The sequence below is a fragment of the Streptomyces sp. NPDC037083 genome (assembly GCF_055606485.1).
The window spans coordinates 88,049-106,917 of record NZ_JBVJSQ010000019.1 but is presented as its reverse complement, the minus strand read 5'-3'; the positions used below and the strand labels follow the sequence as shown (position 1 = coordinate 106,917).

The 18,869-nt window shown below is 69.7% G+C and carries 17 protein-coding genes; 10 read left to right on the top strand and 7 right to left on the bottom strand.

The annotated features are described in order from the left end of the window. The first annotated feature begins 280 nt into the window (after positions 1–280). Both radA and disA read left to right on the top strand, forming a co-directional pair. Positions 281–1,690, top strand: a complete 1,410-nt coding sequence (radA, locus tag ACZ7DE_RS37400) for a DNA repair protein RadA (protein ID WP_470768849.1) — start codon at positions 281–283, stop codon at positions 1,688–1,690. Positions 1,691–1,770: 80 nt separating this feature from the next. After that, positions 1,771–2,895: a DNA integrity scanning diadenylate cyclase DisA gene (gene disA / locus ACZ7DE_RS37395; protein WP_470768848.1), complete on the top strand. Its 1,125-nt coding sequence runs from the start codon at positions 1,771–1,773 to the stop codon at positions 2,893–2,895. Between the two features lie 337 nt (positions 2,896–3,232). Here the strand turns inward: disA and ACZ7DE_RS37390 are convergent, their stop codons facing one another. Then, entirely contained in the window at positions 3,233–4,069 is an 837-nt protein-coding gene (locus ACZ7DE_RS37390) for a hypothetical protein (protein ID WP_470768847.1), read from the bottom strand. A 259-nt stretch (positions 4,070–4,328) separates the two neighbouring features. Here ACZ7DE_RS37390 and ACZ7DE_RS37385 point away from each other — a divergent pair, with 259 nt between their 5' ends. The 5 genes from ACZ7DE_RS37385 to cseC all read left to right on the top strand — a co-directional run bounded on the left by ACZ7DE_RS37385 (position 4,329) and on the right by cseC (position 9,048). Next, positions 4,329–5,255 (top strand): HhH-GPD family protein, encoded by a 927-nt coding sequence (locus ACZ7DE_RS37385; RefSeq protein WP_470768846.1) that lies wholly within the window; start codon positions 4,329–4,331, stop codon positions 5,253–5,255. 335 nt (positions 5,256–5,590) lie between these two features. Then, the gene (locus ACZ7DE_RS37380; RefSeq protein WP_384652154.1) at positions 5,591–6,133 is read left to right on the top strand and encodes a SigE family RNA polymerase sigma factor; all 543 of its coding nucleotides are present in this window, start codon (positions 5,591–5,593) and stop codon (positions 6,131–6,133) included. Then, positions 6,118–6,777, top strand: a complete 660-nt coding sequence (locus ACZ7DE_RS37375; protein ID WP_470768845.1) for a hypothetical protein — start codon at positions 6,118–6,120, stop codon at positions 6,775–6,777. Before ACZ7DE_RS37380 ends, ACZ7DE_RS37375 begins: the two co-directional genes overlap by 16 nt. 206 nt (positions 6,778–6,983) lie before the next feature. After that, positions 6,984–7,685, top strand: coding sequence for a two-component system response regulator CseB (gene cseB, locus ACZ7DE_RS37370; RefSeq protein ID WP_466223533.1), 702 nt, complete (start codon positions 6,984–6,986; stop codon positions 7,683–7,685). A gap of 28 nt (positions 7,686–7,713) precedes the next feature. Continuing rightward, on the top strand, positions 7,714–9,048 hold the full coding sequence (cseC, locus tag ACZ7DE_RS37365; RefSeq protein WP_470768844.1) for a two-component system sensor histidine kinase CseC: 1,335 nt from the start codon (positions 7,714–7,716) through the stop codon (positions 9,046–9,048). Between the two features lie 310 nt (positions 9,049–9,358). On the opposite strand, the gene ACZ7DE_RS37360 is transcribed toward cseC, so the two are convergent. Further along, positions 9,359–10,939 (bottom strand): MDR family MFS transporter, encoded by a 1,581-nt coding sequence (locus tag ACZ7DE_RS37360; protein ID WP_470768843.1) that lies wholly within the window; start codon positions 10,937–10,939, stop codon positions 9,359–9,361. 166 nt (positions 10,940–11,105) lie between these two features. Between ACZ7DE_RS37360 and ACZ7DE_RS37355 the strand changes: the two genes are divergently transcribed. Next, positions 11,106–11,693, top strand: a complete 588-nt coding sequence (locus ACZ7DE_RS37355) for a TetR/AcrR family transcriptional regulator (RefSeq protein ID WP_470768842.1) — start codon at positions 11,106–11,108, stop codon at positions 11,691–11,693. Between the two features lie 11 nt (positions 11,694–11,704). On the opposite strand, the gene ACZ7DE_RS37350 is transcribed toward ACZ7DE_RS37355, so the two are convergent. Next, positions 11,705–12,289, bottom strand: a complete 585-nt coding sequence (locus tag ACZ7DE_RS37350; protein WP_470768841.1) for a M23 family metallopeptidase — start codon at positions 12,287–12,289, stop codon at positions 11,705–11,707. A 518-nt stretch (positions 12,290–12,807) separates the two neighbouring features. Between ACZ7DE_RS37350 and ACZ7DE_RS37345 the strand changes: the two genes are divergently transcribed. After that, on the top strand, positions 12,808–13,449 hold the full coding sequence (locus ACZ7DE_RS37345; protein WP_470768840.1) for an HAD family acid phosphatase: 642 nt from the start codon (positions 12,808–12,810) through the stop codon (positions 13,447–13,449). Positions 13,450–13,546: 97 nt separating this feature from the next. On the opposite strand, the gene ACZ7DE_RS37340 is transcribed toward ACZ7DE_RS37345, so the two are convergent. Beyond that, positions 13,547–16,072, bottom strand: coding sequence for an ATP-dependent Clp protease ATP-binding subunit (locus ACZ7DE_RS37340; protein WP_352349456.1), 2,526 nt, complete (start codon positions 16,070–16,072; stop codon positions 13,547–13,549). A 430-nt stretch (positions 16,073–16,502) separates the two neighbouring features. Here ACZ7DE_RS37340 and ACZ7DE_RS37335 point away from each other — a divergent pair, with 430 nt between their 5' ends. Beyond that, positions 16,503–17,252 carry an SCO3374 family protein gene (locus ACZ7DE_RS37335; protein ID WP_470768839.1) on the top strand — a complete coding sequence of 250 codons (750 nt, stop codon included), beginning with the start codon at positions 16,503–16,505 and terminating at the stop codon, positions 17,250–17,252. Here the strand turns inward: ACZ7DE_RS37335 and ACZ7DE_RS37330 are convergent. The 3 genes from ACZ7DE_RS37330 to ACZ7DE_RS37320 form a co-directional block, all read right to left on the bottom strand. Next, a complete protein-coding gene (locus ACZ7DE_RS37330) occupies positions 17,231–17,566 on the bottom strand; it encodes a histone-like nucleoid-structuring protein Lsr2 (RefSeq protein ID WP_069773146.1) in 336 nt (111 codons plus the stop codon). The two genes, ACZ7DE_RS37335 and ACZ7DE_RS37330, sit on opposite strands and share 22 nt — an antisense overlap. A gap of 226 nt (positions 17,567–17,792) precedes the next feature. Further along, positions 17,793–18,341: an amino-acid N-acetyltransferase gene (locus tag ACZ7DE_RS37325; RefSeq protein ID WP_470768838.1), complete on the bottom strand. Its 549-nt coding sequence runs from the start codon at positions 18,339–18,341 to the stop codon at positions 17,793–17,795. 9 nt (positions 18,342–18,350) lie between these two features. Continuing rightward, positions 18,351–18,776: a BlaI/MecI/CopY family transcriptional regulator gene (locus ACZ7DE_RS37320; RefSeq protein ID WP_470768873.1), complete on the bottom strand. Its 426-nt coding sequence runs from the start codon at positions 18,774–18,776 to the stop codon at positions 18,351–18,353. Positions 18,777–18,869: the final 93 nt, after the last annotated feature.

Genomic DNA, 18,869 nt, shown 5'->3' with positions numbered 1-18,869 from the left:
CGCGGAACTAGGTCCACTTGTCCCTTGAGTCCTTTTAATCCGTACGGGTGAAACGATCCCTCATAAGGGGACAGCGGAGGGGGGTCCCATGGCTCGTTCGTGACAGGGCGTGGCCGATTCACAAGGGGTGCCACCCTCCTCGCCCCGGGGGAGCACGCCCGCGGGGCGCGGCGGCGGGACAGGGTGAGGGCGGCGCGGGCGCGGCGTCGTCGGGGTTCCGGGGAGGCCGGTCGTCCACAGGCACGTCCGGGTGTCGGTGGCGGCGGTTACGGTTTCCCCCATGGCTGCCCGTACGAAGACCACCAAGGACCGCCCGTCCTACCGCTGCACGGAGTGCGGCTGGCAGACGGCCAAGTGGCTCGGCCGCTGCCCCGAGTGCCAGGCGTGGGGGACGGTCGAGGAGTACGGCGCGCCCGCGGTCCGCACGACGTCGCCGGGGCGGGTCACCACCTCCGCCCTGCCCATCGGCCAGGTCGACGGACGTCAGGCCACCGCCCGCCCCAGCGGCGTGCCCGAGCTGGACCGCGTCCTCGGCGGCGGGCTCGTGCCCGGCGCGGTCGTGCTCCTGGCCGGCGAGCCCGGCGTCGGCAAGTCGACGCTGCTGCTGGACGTGGCGGCCAAGTCGGCGAGCGACGAACACCGCACGCTCTACGTCACGGGCGAGGAGTCCGCGTCCCAGGTCCGGATGCGCGCCGACCGCATCGGGGCCCTCGACGACCACCTGTATCTCGCGGCGGAGACCGATCTGGCCGCCGTCCTCGGCCACTTGGACGCCGTGAAGCCGTCCCTGCTGATCGTGGACTCCGTGCAGACCGTGGCCTCTCCGGAGATCGACGGAGCACCCGGCGGCATGGCCCAGGTCCGCGAGGTCGCGGGCGCCCTGATCCGCGCCTCCAAGGAACGCGGCATGGCCACGCTCCTGGTGGGCCATGTCACGAAGGACGGCGCGATCGCCGGCCCCCGCCTCCTCGAACACCTCGTGGACGTCGTCCTGAGTTTCGAAGGCGACCGGCACGCCCGCCTGCGCCTGGTGCGCGGCGTCAAGAACCGTTACGGCGCCACCGACGAGGTCGGCTGCTTCGAACTGCACGACGAGGGCATTACGGGCCTTGCCGACCCAAGCGGACTTTTCCTGACTCGACGTGACGAACCGGTCCCCGGCACCTGCCTGACGGTCACCCTGGAGGGCCGCCGCCCGCTGGTCGCCGAGGTGCAGGCCCTCACCGTGGACTCCCAGATCCCCTCCCCCCGGCGCACGACGTCCGGGCTGGAGACCTCCCGGGTCTCGATGATGCTGGCCGTCCTGGAGCAGCGCGGCCGGATCAGCGCACTGGGCAAGCGGGACATCTACTCGGCGACGGTCGGCGGGGTGAAGCTCTCCGAGCCCGCGGCCGACCTGGCGATCGCCCTCGCCCTGGCCTCCGCCGCGAGCGACACCCCCCTGCCCAAGAACCTCGTCGCGATCGGCGAAGTGGGCCTCGCGGGCGAGGTCAGACGGGTCACGGGTGTCCAGCGCAGGCTCGCCGAGGCCCATCGCCTGGGCTTCACCCACGCGCTCGTACCGGGCGATCCCGGCAAGATCCCCGCGGGCATGAAGGTCCTGGAAGTCGCGGACATGGGGGACGCCCTGCGGGTCCTGCCGCGCTCCCGTCGCCGAGACGCCCCACGGGAGTCGGAGGACCGCCGGTAGACTTTGCCCTGGTCTCGCCCGTCCGTACGAAACGAGTGCGCGAAACGGGAGCGTCCCAGACCTGTGACCGGAGGAGTGCAGTGGCAGCCAACGACCGGGCGGCAGCTCCCGGAAAGTCCGGTGGGAGTTCCGGTGCCGACGGCCTGATGCGTGCCGCGCTGAGCGCGGTGGCTCCCGGCACGGCCCTGCGCGACGGCCTGGAGAGGATCCTCCGCGGCAACACCGGCGGACTCATCGTGCTGGGCTCCGACAAGACGGTCGAGGCGATGTGCACGGGCGGGTTCGTCCTGGACGTGGAGTTCGCCGCCACCCGCCTGCGCGAGCTGTGCAAGCTCGACGGCGGCATCGTGGTCTCCTCCGACCTGTCGAAGATCCTCCGAGCGGGCGTCCAGCTGGTGCCGGACCCCACGATCCCGACGGAGGAGACGGGCACCCGGCACCGCACGGCGGACCGGGTCAGCAAGCAGGTCGGCTTCCCGGTCGTCTCGGTCTCCCAGTCCATGCGCCTGATCGCCCTCTACGTCGACGGGCAGCGCCGTGTCCTGGAGGACTCCGCGGCGATCCTGTCCCGCGCGAACCAGGCCCTCGCCACCCTGGAGCGCTACAAGCTCCGCCTGGACGAGGTCGCGGGAACGTTGTCAGCGCTCGAGATCGAGGACCTGGTGACGGTCCGGGACGTCTCCGCGGTGGCCCAGCGCCTGGAGATGGTCCGTCGCATCGCCACCGAAATCGCCGAATACGTGGTCGAACTGGGTACGGACGGACGACTGCTCGCCCTTCAGCTCGACGAGTTGATCGCGGGCGTGGAGCCGGAGCGCGAGCTGGTGGTCCGCGACTACGTCCCCGAGCCCACGGCCAAGCGTTCCCGCACGGTCGACGAGGCACTGTACGAGCTGGACGCGCTCTCCCACGCCGAGCTCCTCGAAATGTCCACGGTCGCCCGCGCATTGGGCTACACCGGCTCTCCCGAGGCGCTCGACTCGGCGGTCTCCCCCCGCGGCTTCCGGCTGCTGGCGAAGGTGCCTCGCCTCCCCGGCGCCATCATCGACCGTCTCGTCGAACACTTCGGCGGACTGCAGAAGCTTCTCGCCGCGAGCGTCGACGACCTCCAGACGGTGGACGGCGTGGGCGAGGCGAGGGCCCGGAGCGTCCGCGAGGGCCTGTCCCGGCTGGCCGAGTCGTCGATCCTGGAACGGTACGTCTGACCGACCCGGGCCGCGCAGCCGGTTCCCGGTCGGCGGGGGTCGCTCTCCGGTCGGCGTGGGTTGCGCTCCGGTCGGCGTGGGTCGCTCTCCGGTCGGCGTGGGTTGCGCTCCGGTGGGATTGGGCCGGCCTCCGGTCGAACTGTTCGAACCGGCGGGACCGACGGGGACCTGCGGGACCGACGGGGACCTGCGGACGCCGACCAGAACCGGCCGCCCTGCTCAAGCAGACCGCCCTCTCGAACGAGTCGCCCTGCTCGATCCGGGCGAGCCGCACGATCCAGGCGGTCCAGGGGATCCAGGCGGTCCAAGCGGTCCAGCGGTCCAGCGGTCCAGCGGTCTAGTCGTCCTTCAGGACGAACGACGTCTGTGCCTTCGCGAATCCCGGGGCCTTGGCCTCCACCAGATACGTGCCCGCTCTCGCCGACCCCGCCGGAGGCGTGGCGCACTCCGGGGCGCTCGGCTTGCGGTCCCACTTCAGGACGTAGGTGATGCTGTCCCCGGCCGGCACCCGGTACAGCAGGCTCCCGGACGCCTTGGGGCAGTCCGCGGACGACCAGTAGTCGTCCGCGCCGCCCGCCTGGGTGATCGTCAACACCGCGTTCTTCGGGCCGAGATCGACCTTGCAGTCGTTGGCCGAGCTGTTCTTGGCGATCAGTTGGAAGGTGGGGGTCTGGTCCGGCGAGTAGTCGTTCCGGACGCTGCGCAGGGTCAGGGTGACCACGCCGGGCGTGCAGTTGGGCAGGGTCGTCCCGGCCGGCAGCGTGGTGCCCGTGCCGCCGCCGTCGTTGCCGCTCCCGTCGCCGTTGGCGCCGTCGTCGATGTCGCCGGAGCCCGCCGAGCCGCCGTCCGATCCACCGGAGCCGGCGCCGGCGCCGCCATCCGAGCCCGAACCGGACCCCGAGCCGGACCCGCCGGTGGACCCTGCGCCCGACTCGTCGCGGCCGCCCGGGTTTTGGCTGATCGCGGGCCCGGATCCGGACGGTCCCGGCGTGATGGAGGACGCGGGATTCTTGCCGCCGCCCCCGTCGGCGCCGTTCTTGCCGCCGCCTCCGCCCGACGTCAACACCCACAGGATCAGCATCGCCAACAAGGCGAAAACGGACAGCAGTACGGCCCTCCGTCGCCAGTAGATGGAGGAGGGAAGCGGCCCGACCGGATTGCGCAGAGATCCCACGGCGCAAACTGTACGAGAGATCGTCGCGTTCGCTGGCCCCACCCGCCGCCAGGAACACAACTTTTCCGGATCATCATCCCGGAAACCGCCGCGCCCCGACCCGACTTCGGTTCACACGGCCGCGCTCCCTTGCCGATCGCACTCGTTGCAGCTCTGGCCATGACCCCGGCACGCGCGTGTGCGGCGCCGCGGGCGTCCGACCCTGTCGAGTGGCGCTACGCGCGCGTGCCCCGGCGCGCATGGCAGGATCGGTAGGGCCATGACTGCGCCCACGAAGCCCCCGCACAGCGACCCCGCCCACGCCGACGCCCCCGGGACGGACCTGCACGCCCCGGTGATCGACTGGTTCGACGACAACGCCCGCGACCTTCCCTGGCGGCGGCCCGAGGCCGGGGCGTGGGGCGTGATGGTCAGCGAGTTCATGCTCCAGCAGACGCCGGTCAGCCGCGTCCTGCCGGTCTACGAGCAGTGGCTGGCCCGCTGGCCGCGCCCCGCCGACCTGGCCGCGGAGGCCCCGGGAGAGGCCGTGCGGGCCTGGGGACGGCTCGGCTACCCGCGCCGCGCACTGCGGCTGCACGGCGCCGCGGTGGCCATAACGGAACGGCACGGCGGCGGCGTCCCGTCGGACCACGCGCAGCTCCTCGCACTGCCCGGCATCGGCGAGTACACGGCCGCGGCCGTCGCCTCCTTCGCGTACGGCCAGCGGCACGCCGTCCTGGACACCAACGTCCGCCGCGTCTTCGCGCGCGCCGTCAGGGGTGTGCAGTATCCGCCGAACGCCACCACGGCCGCCGAGCGCAAGCTGGCCCGGGCCCTGCTCCCCGACGACGAGCCGACGGCGGCGCGCTGGGCCGCCGCGTCCATGGAGCTCGGCGCGCTCGTCTGCACGGCCAAGAACGAGACGTGCGTGCGCTGTCCGATCGCCGCGCAGTGCGCCTGGCGGCTCGCGGGCAAGCCCGCGCACGACGGGCCGCCGCGCCGCGGCCAGACCTACGCCGGCACCGACCGGCAGGTCCGGGGCAAGCTGCTCGCCGTCCTGCGCGACGCGCACGCGCCCGTGCCGCAGACGGCCCTGGACCGCGTGTGGCACGAGCCGGTGCAACGCGCGCGGGCGCTGGACGGGCTCGTGGCGGACGGGCTCGTGGAACCGCTGCCGGGCGGGCTCTACCGCCTGCCGCTGACCTGACGCCGGCCGCGGGGGCGGCCTCGCGGACCGTCCTGACACACGGTCAGTTCACAGACCGGCGGCTTCGTTACGGCCGCCGCCGGGCTTTTGTCACGACCGACACGTGAACAAATCGCCCATGAGATCGCAATTCAACCGTTGTCCTTACCCCGAACCGGGTTCCGTTACACAACCGACGGACAGCTGAGCGCTAGCCGCAGGCTGCTTCGGACAGCCCCGTGACAACACCTCCGTAGCTTCATTTGCGTGCCCGGCAGAGACCGACGGGCCACGGACCAGAGGCAGTGAACCGGCGGCGACCATCCGCCGGAACGGGGAAGCGGAGGCGGTTGACCATGGCGCAGGGCGAGGTGCTCGAGTTCGAGGAATACGTCCGTACGCGGCAGGATGCGCTGCTGCGCAGCGCCCGTCGGCTCGTCCCGGACCCGGTCGACGCGCAGGACCTGCTGCAGACCGCGCTGGCCCGGACGTACGGCCGGTGGGACGGCATCGCGGACAAGCGGCTCGCGGACGCGTACCTGCGCCGGGTGATGATCAACACGCGGACCGAGTGGTGGCGGGCCCGCAAGCTCGAGGAAGTGCCGACCGAGCAGCTCCCGGACGCCTCCGTGGACGACTCGACCGAGCAGCACGCGGACCGCGCCCTGCTGATGGACGCGATGAAGGTGCTCGCACCGAAGCAGCGAAGCGTCGTGGTGCTGCGACACTGGGAGCAGATGTCAACGGAGGAGACGGCCGCCGCCCTCGGCATGTCGGCCGGAACGGTCAAGAGCACGCTGCACCGGGCGCTCGCCCGGCTCCGCGAGGAGCTGGAAGCCCGCGATCTGGACGCACGCGCGCTGGAGCGTGAGGAGCGGGAGCGTTGCGCGGCGGCCTGACCCAGGCCGGGCCCCCACCGGCCCGAGGCACGATCCAGGCGGCGATCACGGCGATGACCGTGCTCGCCGCCCTCGCCCTTTTCGTCTCCGCCTGCGCCACCGGCGGCACCGGCGCCCGCGACGAGGGACCGGCCCACGCCGACGCGGTGACGGCCACCACGACCTCGCCCTCTGCCGTCCCCACCGGCGCCCCGAGCCGGACGGACGCGGTCCGGCTCGTCAAGGACGACCCCAAGGTCTCGGCGGAGGTCAAGAGCGAGCTGAAGCCCTGCGTCGGCGACGAGTACCCGGTCGACGTCTCGTACGGCGACCTCACCGGCGGCTCCGGCGACGATCTCATCGTCAACGTGCTCACCTGCGGTGACGCCGTAGGCGTCGGCTCCTATGTGTACCGCGAGGACGGCGACGGCTATGTGAACGTGTTCAAGGCCGAGGAGCCCCCGGTCTACGCGGAGATGGACCGGGGCGACCTGGTGGTGACCAAGCAGGTGTACGAGAAGGGCGACCCGGTCTCCAGCCCCTCCGGGGAGAACGTGATCACCTACCGCTGGGTCGCGGGCCGCTTCCTGAAGGAGTTCAGCTGGCACAACGACTACAGCAGCGTCGTCGGCGGGGAGCCGACGCCGGTGCCGGAGACCGGCTGACCTGCCCGGGAGCGGCCGGTCGAAGAAATCTTCCGGCAGCGTGAACCGATCGGGCCGCCCGTTCCGATCAGTGAGTGGACGGGCGAGCGTGGGCGAGGACGGGCGAGCAGTGAACGATCGCCGCGTTCCACGCGTCCCCCAAGGGGAGCCTCGACAGCACCACCGACACGCCTACGAGTACGCCAACGAGAACTGAGAGCACCGGGATGGCAGACCAGACCCACGTCCTGTTCGTCGAGGACGACGACGTCATCCGCGAGGCCACCCAGCTCGCCCTCGAGCGGGACGGCTTCGTGGTCACCGCGATGCCCGACGGTCTGTCGGGCCTGGAGGCGTTCCGGGCCGACCGCCCCGACATCGCGCTGCTGGACGTCATGGTGCCCGGCCTGGACGGCGTGAGCCTGTGCCGGCGCATCCGGGACGAGTCCACCGTGCCGGTGATCATGCTGTCGGCGCGCGCCGACTCCATCGACGTCGTCCTGGGCCTGGAGGCCGGCGCCGACGACTACGTGACCAAGCCGTTCGACGGCGCCGTCCTGGTCGCGCGGATCCGTGCAGTGCTCCGCCGCTTCGGTCACGCGGGCGGCGGCGACCGCACCGAGCCGGACGCCCCTGCCGCCGGCGGTGTGCTGGCCTTCGGCGACCTGGAGATCGACACGGAGGGCATGGAGGTGCGCCGGGCCGGGCAGCCGGTGGCGCTCACCCCGACCGAGATGCGCCTGCTGCTGGAGTTCTCCTCCGCCCCGGGCACGGTGCTCTCCCGCGACAAGTTGCTGGAGCGGGTGTGGGACTACGGCTGGGGCGGCGACACCCGGGTCGTCGACGTCCATGTACAGCGGCTGCGCACGAAGATCGGCCAGGACCGCATCGAGACGGTCCGCGGCTTCGGCTACAAGTTGAAGGCCTGAGCGGGGCGGAGACAGGAGTATGCGGGGGATGGTCCGGCACCTGCGTCCGGCTCGCACGGAGCGCATCAGCATCCGTACGGGTCTGCGATGGAAGCTGAGCGCTGCGATCGCGCTGGTCGGCGCGCTGGTGGCGATCGCGCTCAGCCTCGTCGTGCACAACGCCGCACGCGTGTCCATGTTGGACAACGCGCGCGACCTCGCCGACGAGCGCGTGCAGATCGCCCAGGGCAACTACGAGCGGTTGGGACGGCCCAACTTCCCCAACATCAAGATCGACGACTCCCGTCTGCCGGCCGCGTTGCGCGAGAAGGTGGCGGAGGGCCGCCGGGCCACCTTCGTCTCCGACCGCCCGGGCGGCGAGCCGGACATCTGGGCGGCCGTGCCGGTCAAGGACGGACATGTGCTGTCGCTGCACACCGGGTTCACCGACCGCAGCACGGACATCCTCAACGACCTCGACCAGGCCCTGGTGATCGGCTCCATCGCGGTCGTCTTCGGCGGCAGCGCGCTCGGCGTGCTCATCGGCGGCCAGATGTCGCGCCGGCTGCGCAAGGCGGCGGCCGCGGCGAACCAGGTCGCCAGCGGCGAGTCGGACGTCCGCGTACGGGACGCGATAGGCGGGGTCGTGCGGGACGAGACCGACGACCTGGCGAGCGCGGTCGACGCCATGGCGGACACGCTGCAGGAACGGCTGGAGGCCGAGCGCCGGGTCACCGCGGACATCGCGCACGAACTGCGCACCCCGGTGACGGGGCTGCTGACGGCCGCCGAGCTGCTGCCGCCGGGCCGGCCGACCGAGCTGGTGCTGGACCGGGCGAAGGCCATGCGCACCCTCGTCGAGGACGTCCTGGAGGTGGCGCGGCTCGACGGCGCCTCGGAGCGCGCCGAACTGCAGGACATCGTGCTCGGCGAGTTCGTCGCCCGCCGGGTGGCGGCCAAGGACCCGGACGTCGAGGTGCGGGTGGTGCACGAGTCGATGGTCACGACCGACCCGCGCCGCCTGGAGCGGGTTTTGTTCAACCTGCTGGCCAACGCCGCCCGGCACGGCAAGCCGCCGATCCAGGTCACCGTGGAGGGCCGGGTCATCCGGGTCCGCGACCACGGCCCCGGATTCCCCGAGAACCTGCTCGCCGAGGGGCCGAGCCGCTTCCGCACCGGCAGCGCCGACCGGGCCGGGCACGGCCACGGGCTGGGCCTCACCATCGCGGCGGGCCAGGCCCGTGTCCTGGGCGCCCGGCTCACCTTCCGCAACGTACGGCCGGCGGGAGCCCCGGAGCACATACCGTCCGAGGGCGCCGTCGCCGTCCTGTGGCTGCCCGAGCACGCACCGACGAACACGGGAAGCCATCCGATGATGCCGTGACGGCGCAGACGACCGGGACAACGAAGACGGCGGGGACGACGAAGACGACCGGGACGGCGCAGACGACCGGGACGGCGCAGACGAAGGCGTCACGGGCAGAAGCGGCTCAGGCAAAGGTGACGCAGGCGAAGGCGGCCGTGGCGGAAGCGAAGGCGACGCCGGTTCAGGCGCCCGACGCGGCACAAGCGAATGCCGCGCCGGTTCAGGCGGCCGTGGTGTCACAAGCGAAGGCGGCGCCCGTTCAGGCGCAGAACGGGGAAGGCCCCCCGGGGCGGACACCGCCGGGAGGCCTTCGCTCGATGCGAGCAGATCAGACTGCCTCGACCATGGGCGGCGCGGCGGGCGTGCCGTCGGTCGCCTCGTCCGCCTTCTGCGGCCCCGCGCCCTTCAGCGGAACCTCCTTCACGAAGACCGCCGCCACCAGCGCGACCACCGCCACCACGGCGCCCAGCAGGAACGCCGAGTGGGTGCCGGCCGACACCGCGTGCTGGTAGGCCTCCCGGGCGGCCACGGGCAGCTTGGCCAGGCTGGCCGCGTCCAGTTGCGCGGACTGCTCGGTGATCTTCGAGCCCAGCGCGCCGGCCCGCTCGGCCATCACGTCCTGGACCCGGTGGTTGAACAGCGCACCCATGATCGCCACGCCGAAGGAGGAGCCGAGGGTACGGAAGAGGGTGGTGGACGACGACGCGACGCCCATGTCCTTCATCTCGACGCTGTTCTGCGCGACCAGCATCGTGATCTGCATCAGGCAGCCCATGCCGAGACCGACCACGGCCATGAACACGCCGGAGGTGAAGCGGCTGGTCCCGGTGTCCATCGTCGACAGCAGGTACAGGCCGATCACCATCAGGAAGCCGCCGACGACCGGGAAGATCTTGTACTTTCCGCTGTTGGTGGTCACCCGGCCCGCCACCATCGAGGTGACCAGCATCGCGCCGAGCATGGGCAGGAGCAGCAGCCCGGAGTTGGTCGCGGAGGCGCCCTGAACCGACTGCTGGTACAGCGGCAGGAAGAGGGTGGCGCCGAACATCACGAAGCCGGTGATGAAGCCGATGAGCGACATGAGGGTGAAGTTGCGGCTGCGGAAGATGTGCAGCGGCACGATCGGCTCCGCGGCCCTGGTCTGCCAGAACACGAACCCGATGAGCGAGGCGACGCCGATCGCGATGAGCTCCATGATCCGGGCGGAGGTCCAGGCGTACTCCGTGCCGCCCCAGGTGGTGACAAGCACGATGGAGGTGATGCCGACCGTCAGCAGGGTGGCGCCCAGGTAGTCGATGCGCGACTGCGAACGCTTCTTCGGCAGGTGCAGGACGGCGCTGATCGCGGCGAGCGCCACCACGCCGAGCGGCAGGTTGATGTAGAAGGACCAGCGCCATCCCCAGTTGTCGGTGATGGTGCCGCCGACCAGCGGACCGCCGATCATGGCCAGTGCCATGACGCCGGCCATCATGCCCTGGTACTTGCCGCGCTCGCGCGGCGGGATCAGGTCGCCGATGATCGCCATGACGCCGACCATCAGGCCGCCGGCACCCAGGCCCTGGATCGCCCGGAAGCCGATCAGCTCGGTCATGTTCTGCGCCATGCCGCTCAGCGCGGACCCGATCAGGAAGATCACGATCGACGTCATGAAGGCGCCTTTGCGCCCGTACATGTCGCCGAGCTTGCCCCAGATCGGGGTGGAGGCCGCGGTCGCCAGCGTGTACGCGGTCACGACCCACGAGAGGTGTTCGAGGCCGCCGAGGTCGCCGACGATCGTCGGCATAGCCGTACCCACGATCATGTTGTCGAGCATCGCGAGCATCATCGTGATCATCAGCGCGAGCAGGACGACTCGAACGCTCCTGGGCTGTTTCTCCGGCTCGGTCTCGACCGTCTTCGTGTCCGCCATCGTTCCCACTCCCCTGGGTCTCACCCCGACCGGCCACTTACTTGCCGCCCGGCTAGTAACTACACTGGGGAAGGTAGACCTGTAACTAGCCGGGCGTCAAGTAAGTTGTCGGTGCCGAACTAGCCGGACGGCAAGCAAGTTTCGCGGAAGCCCGAGGAGCACGAGGATGGACGTCACCATGGACGGCACCAAGCAGCAGCGCCGCGGGAACACCCGCCAGCGCATCCAGGACGTGGCCCTCGAACTCTTCGCCGAGCAGGGCTACGAGAAGACCTCCCTCCGCGAGATCGCGGAGCGCCTGGAGGTCACGAAGGCCGCCCTGTACTACCACTTCAAGACCAAAGAAGAGATCATCGTCGGCATCTTCACGGATCTGACGAAGCCGATCGAAGACCTGATCGAGTGGGGCAAGGGCCAGCCGCACACCCTGGAGACCAAGCACGAGCTCGTCCGGCGCTACAGCAAGGCACTCTCCGAGGCGGCCCCGCTCTTCCGCTTCATGCAGGAGAACCAGGCGACCGTGCGGGAACTCCAGATCGGCGACTCGTTCAAGGACCGCATGCGGGGCCTGCGCGACATCATCATGGACCCGGAGGCCCCCCTCACCGACCAGGTCCGCTGCGTGAGCGCCATCTTCACGCTGCACGCCGGCATGTTCTTCCTGCAGGACCTCGAAGGCGACCCCGAGGACAAGCGCAAAGCCGTCCTGGAGGTCGCCGTCGATCTGGTGACGCAGGCGCATCACGGCGCCTGATCACTCAGGCGTCAGACCTTCACGCCCTTGGCGCGCAGGAAGGAGACCGGGTTGATCGCCGAACCGTAGTTGGCGGTCGTACGGATCTCGAAGTGCAGGTGCGGACCGCTGGAGTTGCCGGTGTTGCCGGACAGCGCGATCTTCTGACCGGTCTTCACGACCTGGCCGACCTTCACCTCGATGCGCGAGAGGTGGGCGTACTGCGAGTAGACGCCGTTGGCGTGCTTGATCACGACGGCGTTGCCGTAGGCCGGGCCGTCACCGGCGCCATTGCCGCCGGCCTTGACCACGGTGCCGCCGTGCGCGGCCATGACCTTGGTGCCGCTCGGCACGGCGAAGTCCTGACCGCTGTGGGTGGACTGCCACATCTTGCCGGCCTGGGCGAACCCGGCGGACAGCTTGTACTTCTTCACCGGGTCTATCCAGGAGGCGGCGGAGACTGCCTTCTTGGCGGCGGCGGGCGCTGCGGCGGGGGCGGCGGCGGACGCCACTCCGGTCCCCAGCACGACCGAGGCGCCTACTGCGGCGGCCCCGACGGCCACGCGGGTGCGGAGCAGGGACGTACGGGAAGAACGGAACGTGACGCGCTGGAACATCGAAGACCTCATGGGGACGGGGACAGAGGAAACCACCCGGCGAGAACGTCCGCCGCGGTGGCCATCCCTTGGTAACCCCGGGGCCCACAGACCCCCAAACGTGTGATCTACGACGGAAGCTAGTACTTCATCCCAAAACTTCACACTCCTTGACAGACCGCCCGTTCCGGACACTCCTGGCACCGCTCCACGCCGGAGGGCCTTCAGTGACCCGACACCCCGGACCGCGTGTCCTTTTTGCCCAAATTTGCTCCGCGACTATCCGGCCTAGTAGGGCCCAAACCTCCTGTGCCGCATGTCACCGGCCGCCCGCCTCAAGGGACTTCGGAATGTGACCGCCGCTACTCCCTTGCCGCGCAAGGCACTTGTGACCCCGGTCACGATCGTATGCACGGGTCTGTGACCGGCATCTCATCCCCCTCTACCGTCCGGTAACCCGCTGGTTCCCCTCAGGCCACTCCCAACGATCAACATGCCCATGACACCGGCAGCGCAAGGACGCGAGAGGACCCCCACCCATGACCAGAGGCACCTGGACGCGCCGCATAGCCATGACCGCCGTGACGACGGCAGCCGTCACCGCGATGGCCGTCCCGGCCGGCGCCCAGGCCGCTACGGCCACCGGCGCCTCCACCGTGGCCACGGCCTCAGCGGCCGCCGCGGAAGACGTCGACTACGCCACCTGGCAGCAGGACTGCCAGAGCGTGATGAACCAGGCCCTGCCGGCGCTGAAGCAGCGCATCGCCGCCGCCAAGCCGGGCGAGAAGCAGGCGATCGTCTTCGACGTCGACAACACCACCCTGGAGACCGACTTCGGCTTCAGCTACCCGCAGCCGGCCAACAGGCCCGTCCTCGACGTCGCCAAGTACGCCCAGGACCACGGCGTCTCCCTGTTCTTCGTCACCGCGCGCCCGGGCATCATCTCCGGGGTGACCGACTACAACCTCAAGTACGCCGGCTACAAGGTCTCCGGCCTGTACGTGCGGGGCTTCCTCGACCTCTTCAAGGACGTCGCCGCCTACAAGACCGCCCAGCGCGTCTCCATCGAGTCCAAGGGCTACACGATCATCGCGAACATCGGCAACAGCGCCACCGACCTCTCCGGCGGCCACGCCGAGACGACCTACAAGCTGCCGGACTACGACGGCCAGCTCTCGTAGGCCGTCGGATACGCGCGTCCCGCAAACGGTCGGGGCATGCGAAAGGGGCCGGTGCTGGAAAGCACCGGCCCCTTTCGTCCGCTCAACCCCGTGAGGGTCAGGCGTCCTTGCTCAGGTTCGGTCCGGCGCCGCCGGCCGCCTGCTCGATCGGCGGGACGTCGGGCAGCGCCGACTTCTCCTCGCCGCGGAAGGTGAAGGTCTTGGTCTCACCCTCGCCCTCGGTGTCCACGACCACGATGTGACCGGGACGCAGCTCGCCGAAGAGGATCTTCTCCGACAGCGTGTCCTCGATCTCGCGCTGGATGGTGCGACGCAGCGGACGCGCACCCAGCACCGGGTCGTAACCCTTCTTGGACAGCAGCTCCTTGGCGGACTGGGAGAGCTCGATGCCCATGTCCCGGTCCTTCAGGCGCTCGTCCACCTTGCCGATCATCAGGTCGACGATCCGCAGGATGTCCTCCTGCGTGAGCTGCGGGAAGACGACCACGTCGTCGACGCGGTTGAGGAACTCGGGGCGGAAGTGCTGCTTGAGCTCGTCCGACACCTTGTTCTTCATGCGCTCGTAGTTGGTCTTCGAGTCGCCCGAGGCCGCGAAGCCCAGGTTGAAGCCCTTGGAGATGTCCCGGGTGCCGAGGTTGGTCGTCATGATGATGACCGTGTTCTTGAAGTCCACGACCCGGCCCTGGGAGTCGGTCAGGCGACCGTCCTCCAGGATCTGCAGCAGCGAGTTGAAGATGTCCGGGTGGGCCTTCTCGACCTCGTCGAACAGGACGACGGAGAACGGCTTGCGGCGGACCTTCTCGGTCAGCTGGCCGCCCTCTTCGTAACCCACGTATCCGGGCGGGGAACCGAAGAGACGCGACACCGTGTGCTTCTCGCTGAACTCCGACATGTCGAGGGAGATCAGCGCGTCCTCGTCGCCGAAGAGGAACTCGGCGAGCGCCTTGGACAGCTCGGTCTTACCGACGCCGGACGGGCCGGCGAAGATGAACGAACCACCGGGACGCTTCGGGTCCTTGAGACCCGCACGCGTACGACGGATCGCCTTCGACAGCGCCTTGACGGCGTCGACCTGGCCGATGACCCGCTTGTGGAGCTCGTCCTCCATGCGCAGCAGACGCGAGGACTCCTCCTCGGTCAGCTTGAAGACCGGGATGCCGGTGGCCGTGGCGAGGACCTCGGCGATCAGCTCGCCGTCGACCTCGGCGACGACGTCCATGTCGCCGGCCTTCCACTCCTTCTCCCGCTTGGCCTTGGCGGCCAGGAGCTGCTTCTCCTTGTCGCGGAGGGAGGCGGCCTTCTCGAAGTCCTGCGAGTCGATCGCGGACTCCTTGTCGCGGCGCACGCCGGCGATCTTCTCGTCGAACTCGCGCAGGTCCGGCGGAGCGGTCATCCGGCGGATGCGCATCCGGGATCCGGCCTCGTCGATCAGGTCGATCGCCTTGTCCGGCAGGAAGCGGTCCGAGATGTACCGGTCGGCCAGGGTGGCGGCCTGGACCAGCGCCTCGTCGGTGATCGAGACGCGGTGGTGCGCCTCGTACCGGTCGCGCAGGCCCTTGAGGATCTCGATCGTGTGCGGCAGGGACGGCTCGGCGACCTGGATGGGCTGGAAGCGTCGCTCGAGGGCGGCGTCCTTCTCCAGGTGCTTGCGGTACTCGTCCAGCGTGGTGGCGCCGATGGTCTGCAGCTCACCGCGGGCCAGCATCGGCTTCAGGATCGAAGCGGCGTCGATGGCGCCCTCGGCGGCACCCGCACCGACCAGCGTGTGCAGCTCGTCGATGAACAGGATGATGTCGCCGCGGGTGCGGATCTCCTTGAGGACCTTCTTCAGGCGCTCCTCGAAGTCACCGCGGTAGCGGGAGCCGGCGACCAGCGCGCCGAGGTCCAGGGTGTAGAGGTGCTTGTCCTTGAGGGTCTCGGGCACCTCGCCCTTGACGATGGCCTGGGCGAGGCCCTCGACGACGGCGGTCTTGCCGACGCCGGGCTCACCGATCAGGACCGGGTTGTTCTTGGTGCGGCGGGACAGCACCTGCATGACCCGCTCGATCTCCTTCTCGCGCCCGATGACCGGGTCGAGCTTGGACTCACGAGCGGCCTGGGTGAGGTTCCGGCCGAACTGGTCGAGGACCAGGGACGTCGAGGGGGTGCCCTCGGCAGGCCCGCCGGCGGTGGCGGTCTCCTTGCCCTGGTAGCCGGAGAGCAGCTGGATGACCTGCTGCCGCACCCGGTTGAGATCTGCGCCCAGCTTGACCAGGACCTGGGCGGCGACGCCCTCGCCCTCACGGATCAGGCCGAGCAGGATGTGCTCCGTGCCGATGTAGTTGTGGCCCAGCTGAAGGGCCTCGCGGAGCGACAGCTCCAGGACCTTCTTGGCACGGGGGGTGAAGGGGATGTGGCCGGACGGGGCCTGCTGCCCCTGCCCGATGATCTCCTCCACCTGCTGGCGGACCGCCTCGAGCGAAATCCCGAGGCTCTCAAGGGCCTTGGCGGCGACACCCTCACCCTCGTGGATCAGGCCCAGGAGGATGTGCTCGGTGCCGATGTAGTTGTGGTTGAGCATCCGGGCTTCTTCCTGAGCCAGGACGACAACCCGCCGCGCGCGGTCGGTGAACCTCTCGAACATCGTTAATCGCTCCTCAGAGCGGTCAGGCAGTGGGGGGAACTTCCCCTCCCTGTCCTTCCGCAGCTTAGTCCCGCAAGCGGGGACCGCTCATTCCAACTGCCGACACCGTCGATGGCCTCCTGACCCCGAACGCCGACATCTGCTCCAACCCGATGGTGCGAGACGATGTTCCCGCAGGCCAGGCAGATACCCCAGTCGCCAGTACGCCGATGGCGAACGTGAGACGGCCTTTCCTGCGTGTCGCCCCCTCCCACTAGGGATGTCTTACCCGCTGGGACTGACACTCCATGCCGTGCGCCCCGGTTCCCTCCGCTACGGGCGAACAACCTTGCGCCTCCCGGCCCCGCCGCGCACCCCTTCATTCGGCACGGTGCGCAGTCACGGAAACACCCAGCGTAACTCGCGGGGCTTTTCGACGGTTGCACTTGGCATGGTTGGCTCAGTCCCCTCGGCTGCCTGCTCGGCCGCCGCTGCGATCCACACGGTTCCCCTCCCCCGACGGCCGCTCGATCCGGACGATCCGCTCCGGCCGACCGAACCGGTCGACCCGACTGGTTCCGCCCGCCCGACTGCTTCCGCCGACCGGACTGCTTCCGCCGGCCCGACTGCTTCGGCCGGCCCGGCCGATCCGGTCCGCGGCTGGTACGAGAACGAACTGGGGTGGGCGACCGTGCCCGGGGAGCCGGTACGACTTTCGGTGGGCGAGCGCTTCGACGTCCTGGACGTGCCGGTCGAGGCGGGCCTCGCGTCGCTGCGACGCCTGGCGCCGAACTCGCCGGTGGCCGTACGGGGCGACCGGATGCGGCTGCTGGTGGCAGCGGGCGGCGCGGAGGAGGTGCCGGGGATCCTGCGGTGGCTGGAGTGGGGCGCACTGCCGCTGGATCTGACGGCGATCGGGGAGGGCGGGCTCATCGAGGCGCCCCTGCCACCCGCTCGTCGCCCGAGCCGGGCCCCGGACCGCGATCCGGGCCCGCACGGCCCCGGGCCGGTGCGAGGGGCCGCCGTCTGGCTGCGGCCCCCCGTGGCAGGGTGCGAGGTCGAAGCCTCGCTGCCGACGATGTCGGCATTGGGGGGCCATGGAGGCGCCCCCGATCTCGTTCGGCTGGTGGACACGCTGGCGAACCATTGCCACCGTGTCCGGCTGCGGCGCGCGAGCGCTCAGCCGTTGGCCTTCTCGTAGGCCTCGCGAATGGTCGCCGGAACTCGGCCGCGGTCATTGACCTCGAAACCGTTCTCCTTCGCCCACGCGCGGATCTGAGCGGTGTCCTGGCTGCCGCCGGAAGCGGCGCGCGCCTTTCCACGCCCACCGGAAGCACGTCCGCCGGTACGACGGCCGCCCTTCACGTAGGGCTCGAGAAGTCCACGCAGCTTGTCCGCATTGGTGGTCGTGAGATCGATCTCGTACGTCTTGCCGTCCAGCGCGAACGTCACGGTCTCGTCCGCCTCGCCGCCGTCGAGGTCGTCGACAAGAAGGACCTGAACCTTCTGTGCCACCGGATTTCCTTTCATCGAAAACGTGAGGGTCGGGGGTCCGCGGCGTCCGCCGTTTAGCCGCGCCCTGTTATATGCAGTACTGCAGTACGTCGGAAAGCAAACCGCTTTTGCTGGGAAAACACAAACCCCTGGGAGAGACCCACGGCCCGCCCCCCGCCCGGAAACGTGCGCGTTTCGGACATAGGGAACCCGGGCAAGGCGGGTCGGCCTGAATGGGCCGCGACGATCACAGATGCAGAAGCATCCGGCTGTTGCCCAAGGTGTTCGGTTTCACTCGTTCGAGTCCGAGGAACTCCGCGACACCCTCGTCATAGGAACGCAGCAGCTCCGCGTAGACATCGGTGTCGACCGGCGTCTCACCGATCTCCACGAAGCCGTGCTTGCCGAAGAAGTCCACTTCGAAGGTCAGGCAGAAAACGCGGCGAACACCGAGCCATCGTGCGGTGTGGAGCAACTTCTCCAACAACTGGTGACCGACGCCGGCGCCCTTCAGCCCGGGCTTCACCGCGAGAGTCCGCACTTCCGCCAGGTCTTCCCACATCACGTGCAGGGCGCCGCAGCCGACCACCTCGGCGTTGTCGTCGCGTTCGGCGACCCAGAACTCCTGGATGTCCTCGTAAAGCGTCACCGTTGCTTTGTCGAGCAGGATGCCGCCGCGGACGTAGGCGTCGAGGAGACGACGCACGGCGGGTACGTCGCCGGTCCGGGCGCGCCGGACGGTGATGGCTTTAGCGGGGACTTCGGGGTTCTCGGCGGAGGGACTCTCTGCGGACATGTGGGGACGCTATCGCCCGCCGCCCTCCGTCGCCGAGGCGGGGTTCTCGCCCGCACTCCCCGTACTCCGGGTGCTCTCGGCAGTTGCCGTAGTCGCCGGTTCGACGGTTTCCGGACCTTGGACGATGCGTACGGCGTCGGTCAGCGCGCGTCGCTGTTCCTCGCTCATCATCCCGAAGAAGGCGACGAGAGCGGCGGCCGGGTTGTCGCTCTGCGCCCAGGCGTCGTTCATCAGGGCGGCGGCGTAGGCGGCCCGGGTGGAGACCGCCTCATATCGATAGGCCCGGCCTTCCGCTTCACGACGCACCCAGCCCTTCTGATGGAGATTGTCCAAAACGGTCATCACCGTGGTGTACGCGATGGACCGTTCCTGCTGAAGGTCTTCCAGGACTTCTCGAACGGTCACCGGGCGGTTCCACTTCCACACCCGCGTCATGACCGCGTCTTCGAGTTCTCCCAATGGGCGAGGCACAGCTCAGAACAATAGTGGGAGATCCCGCCAATCGCGTGCCGGACGTGCATCTTCCTC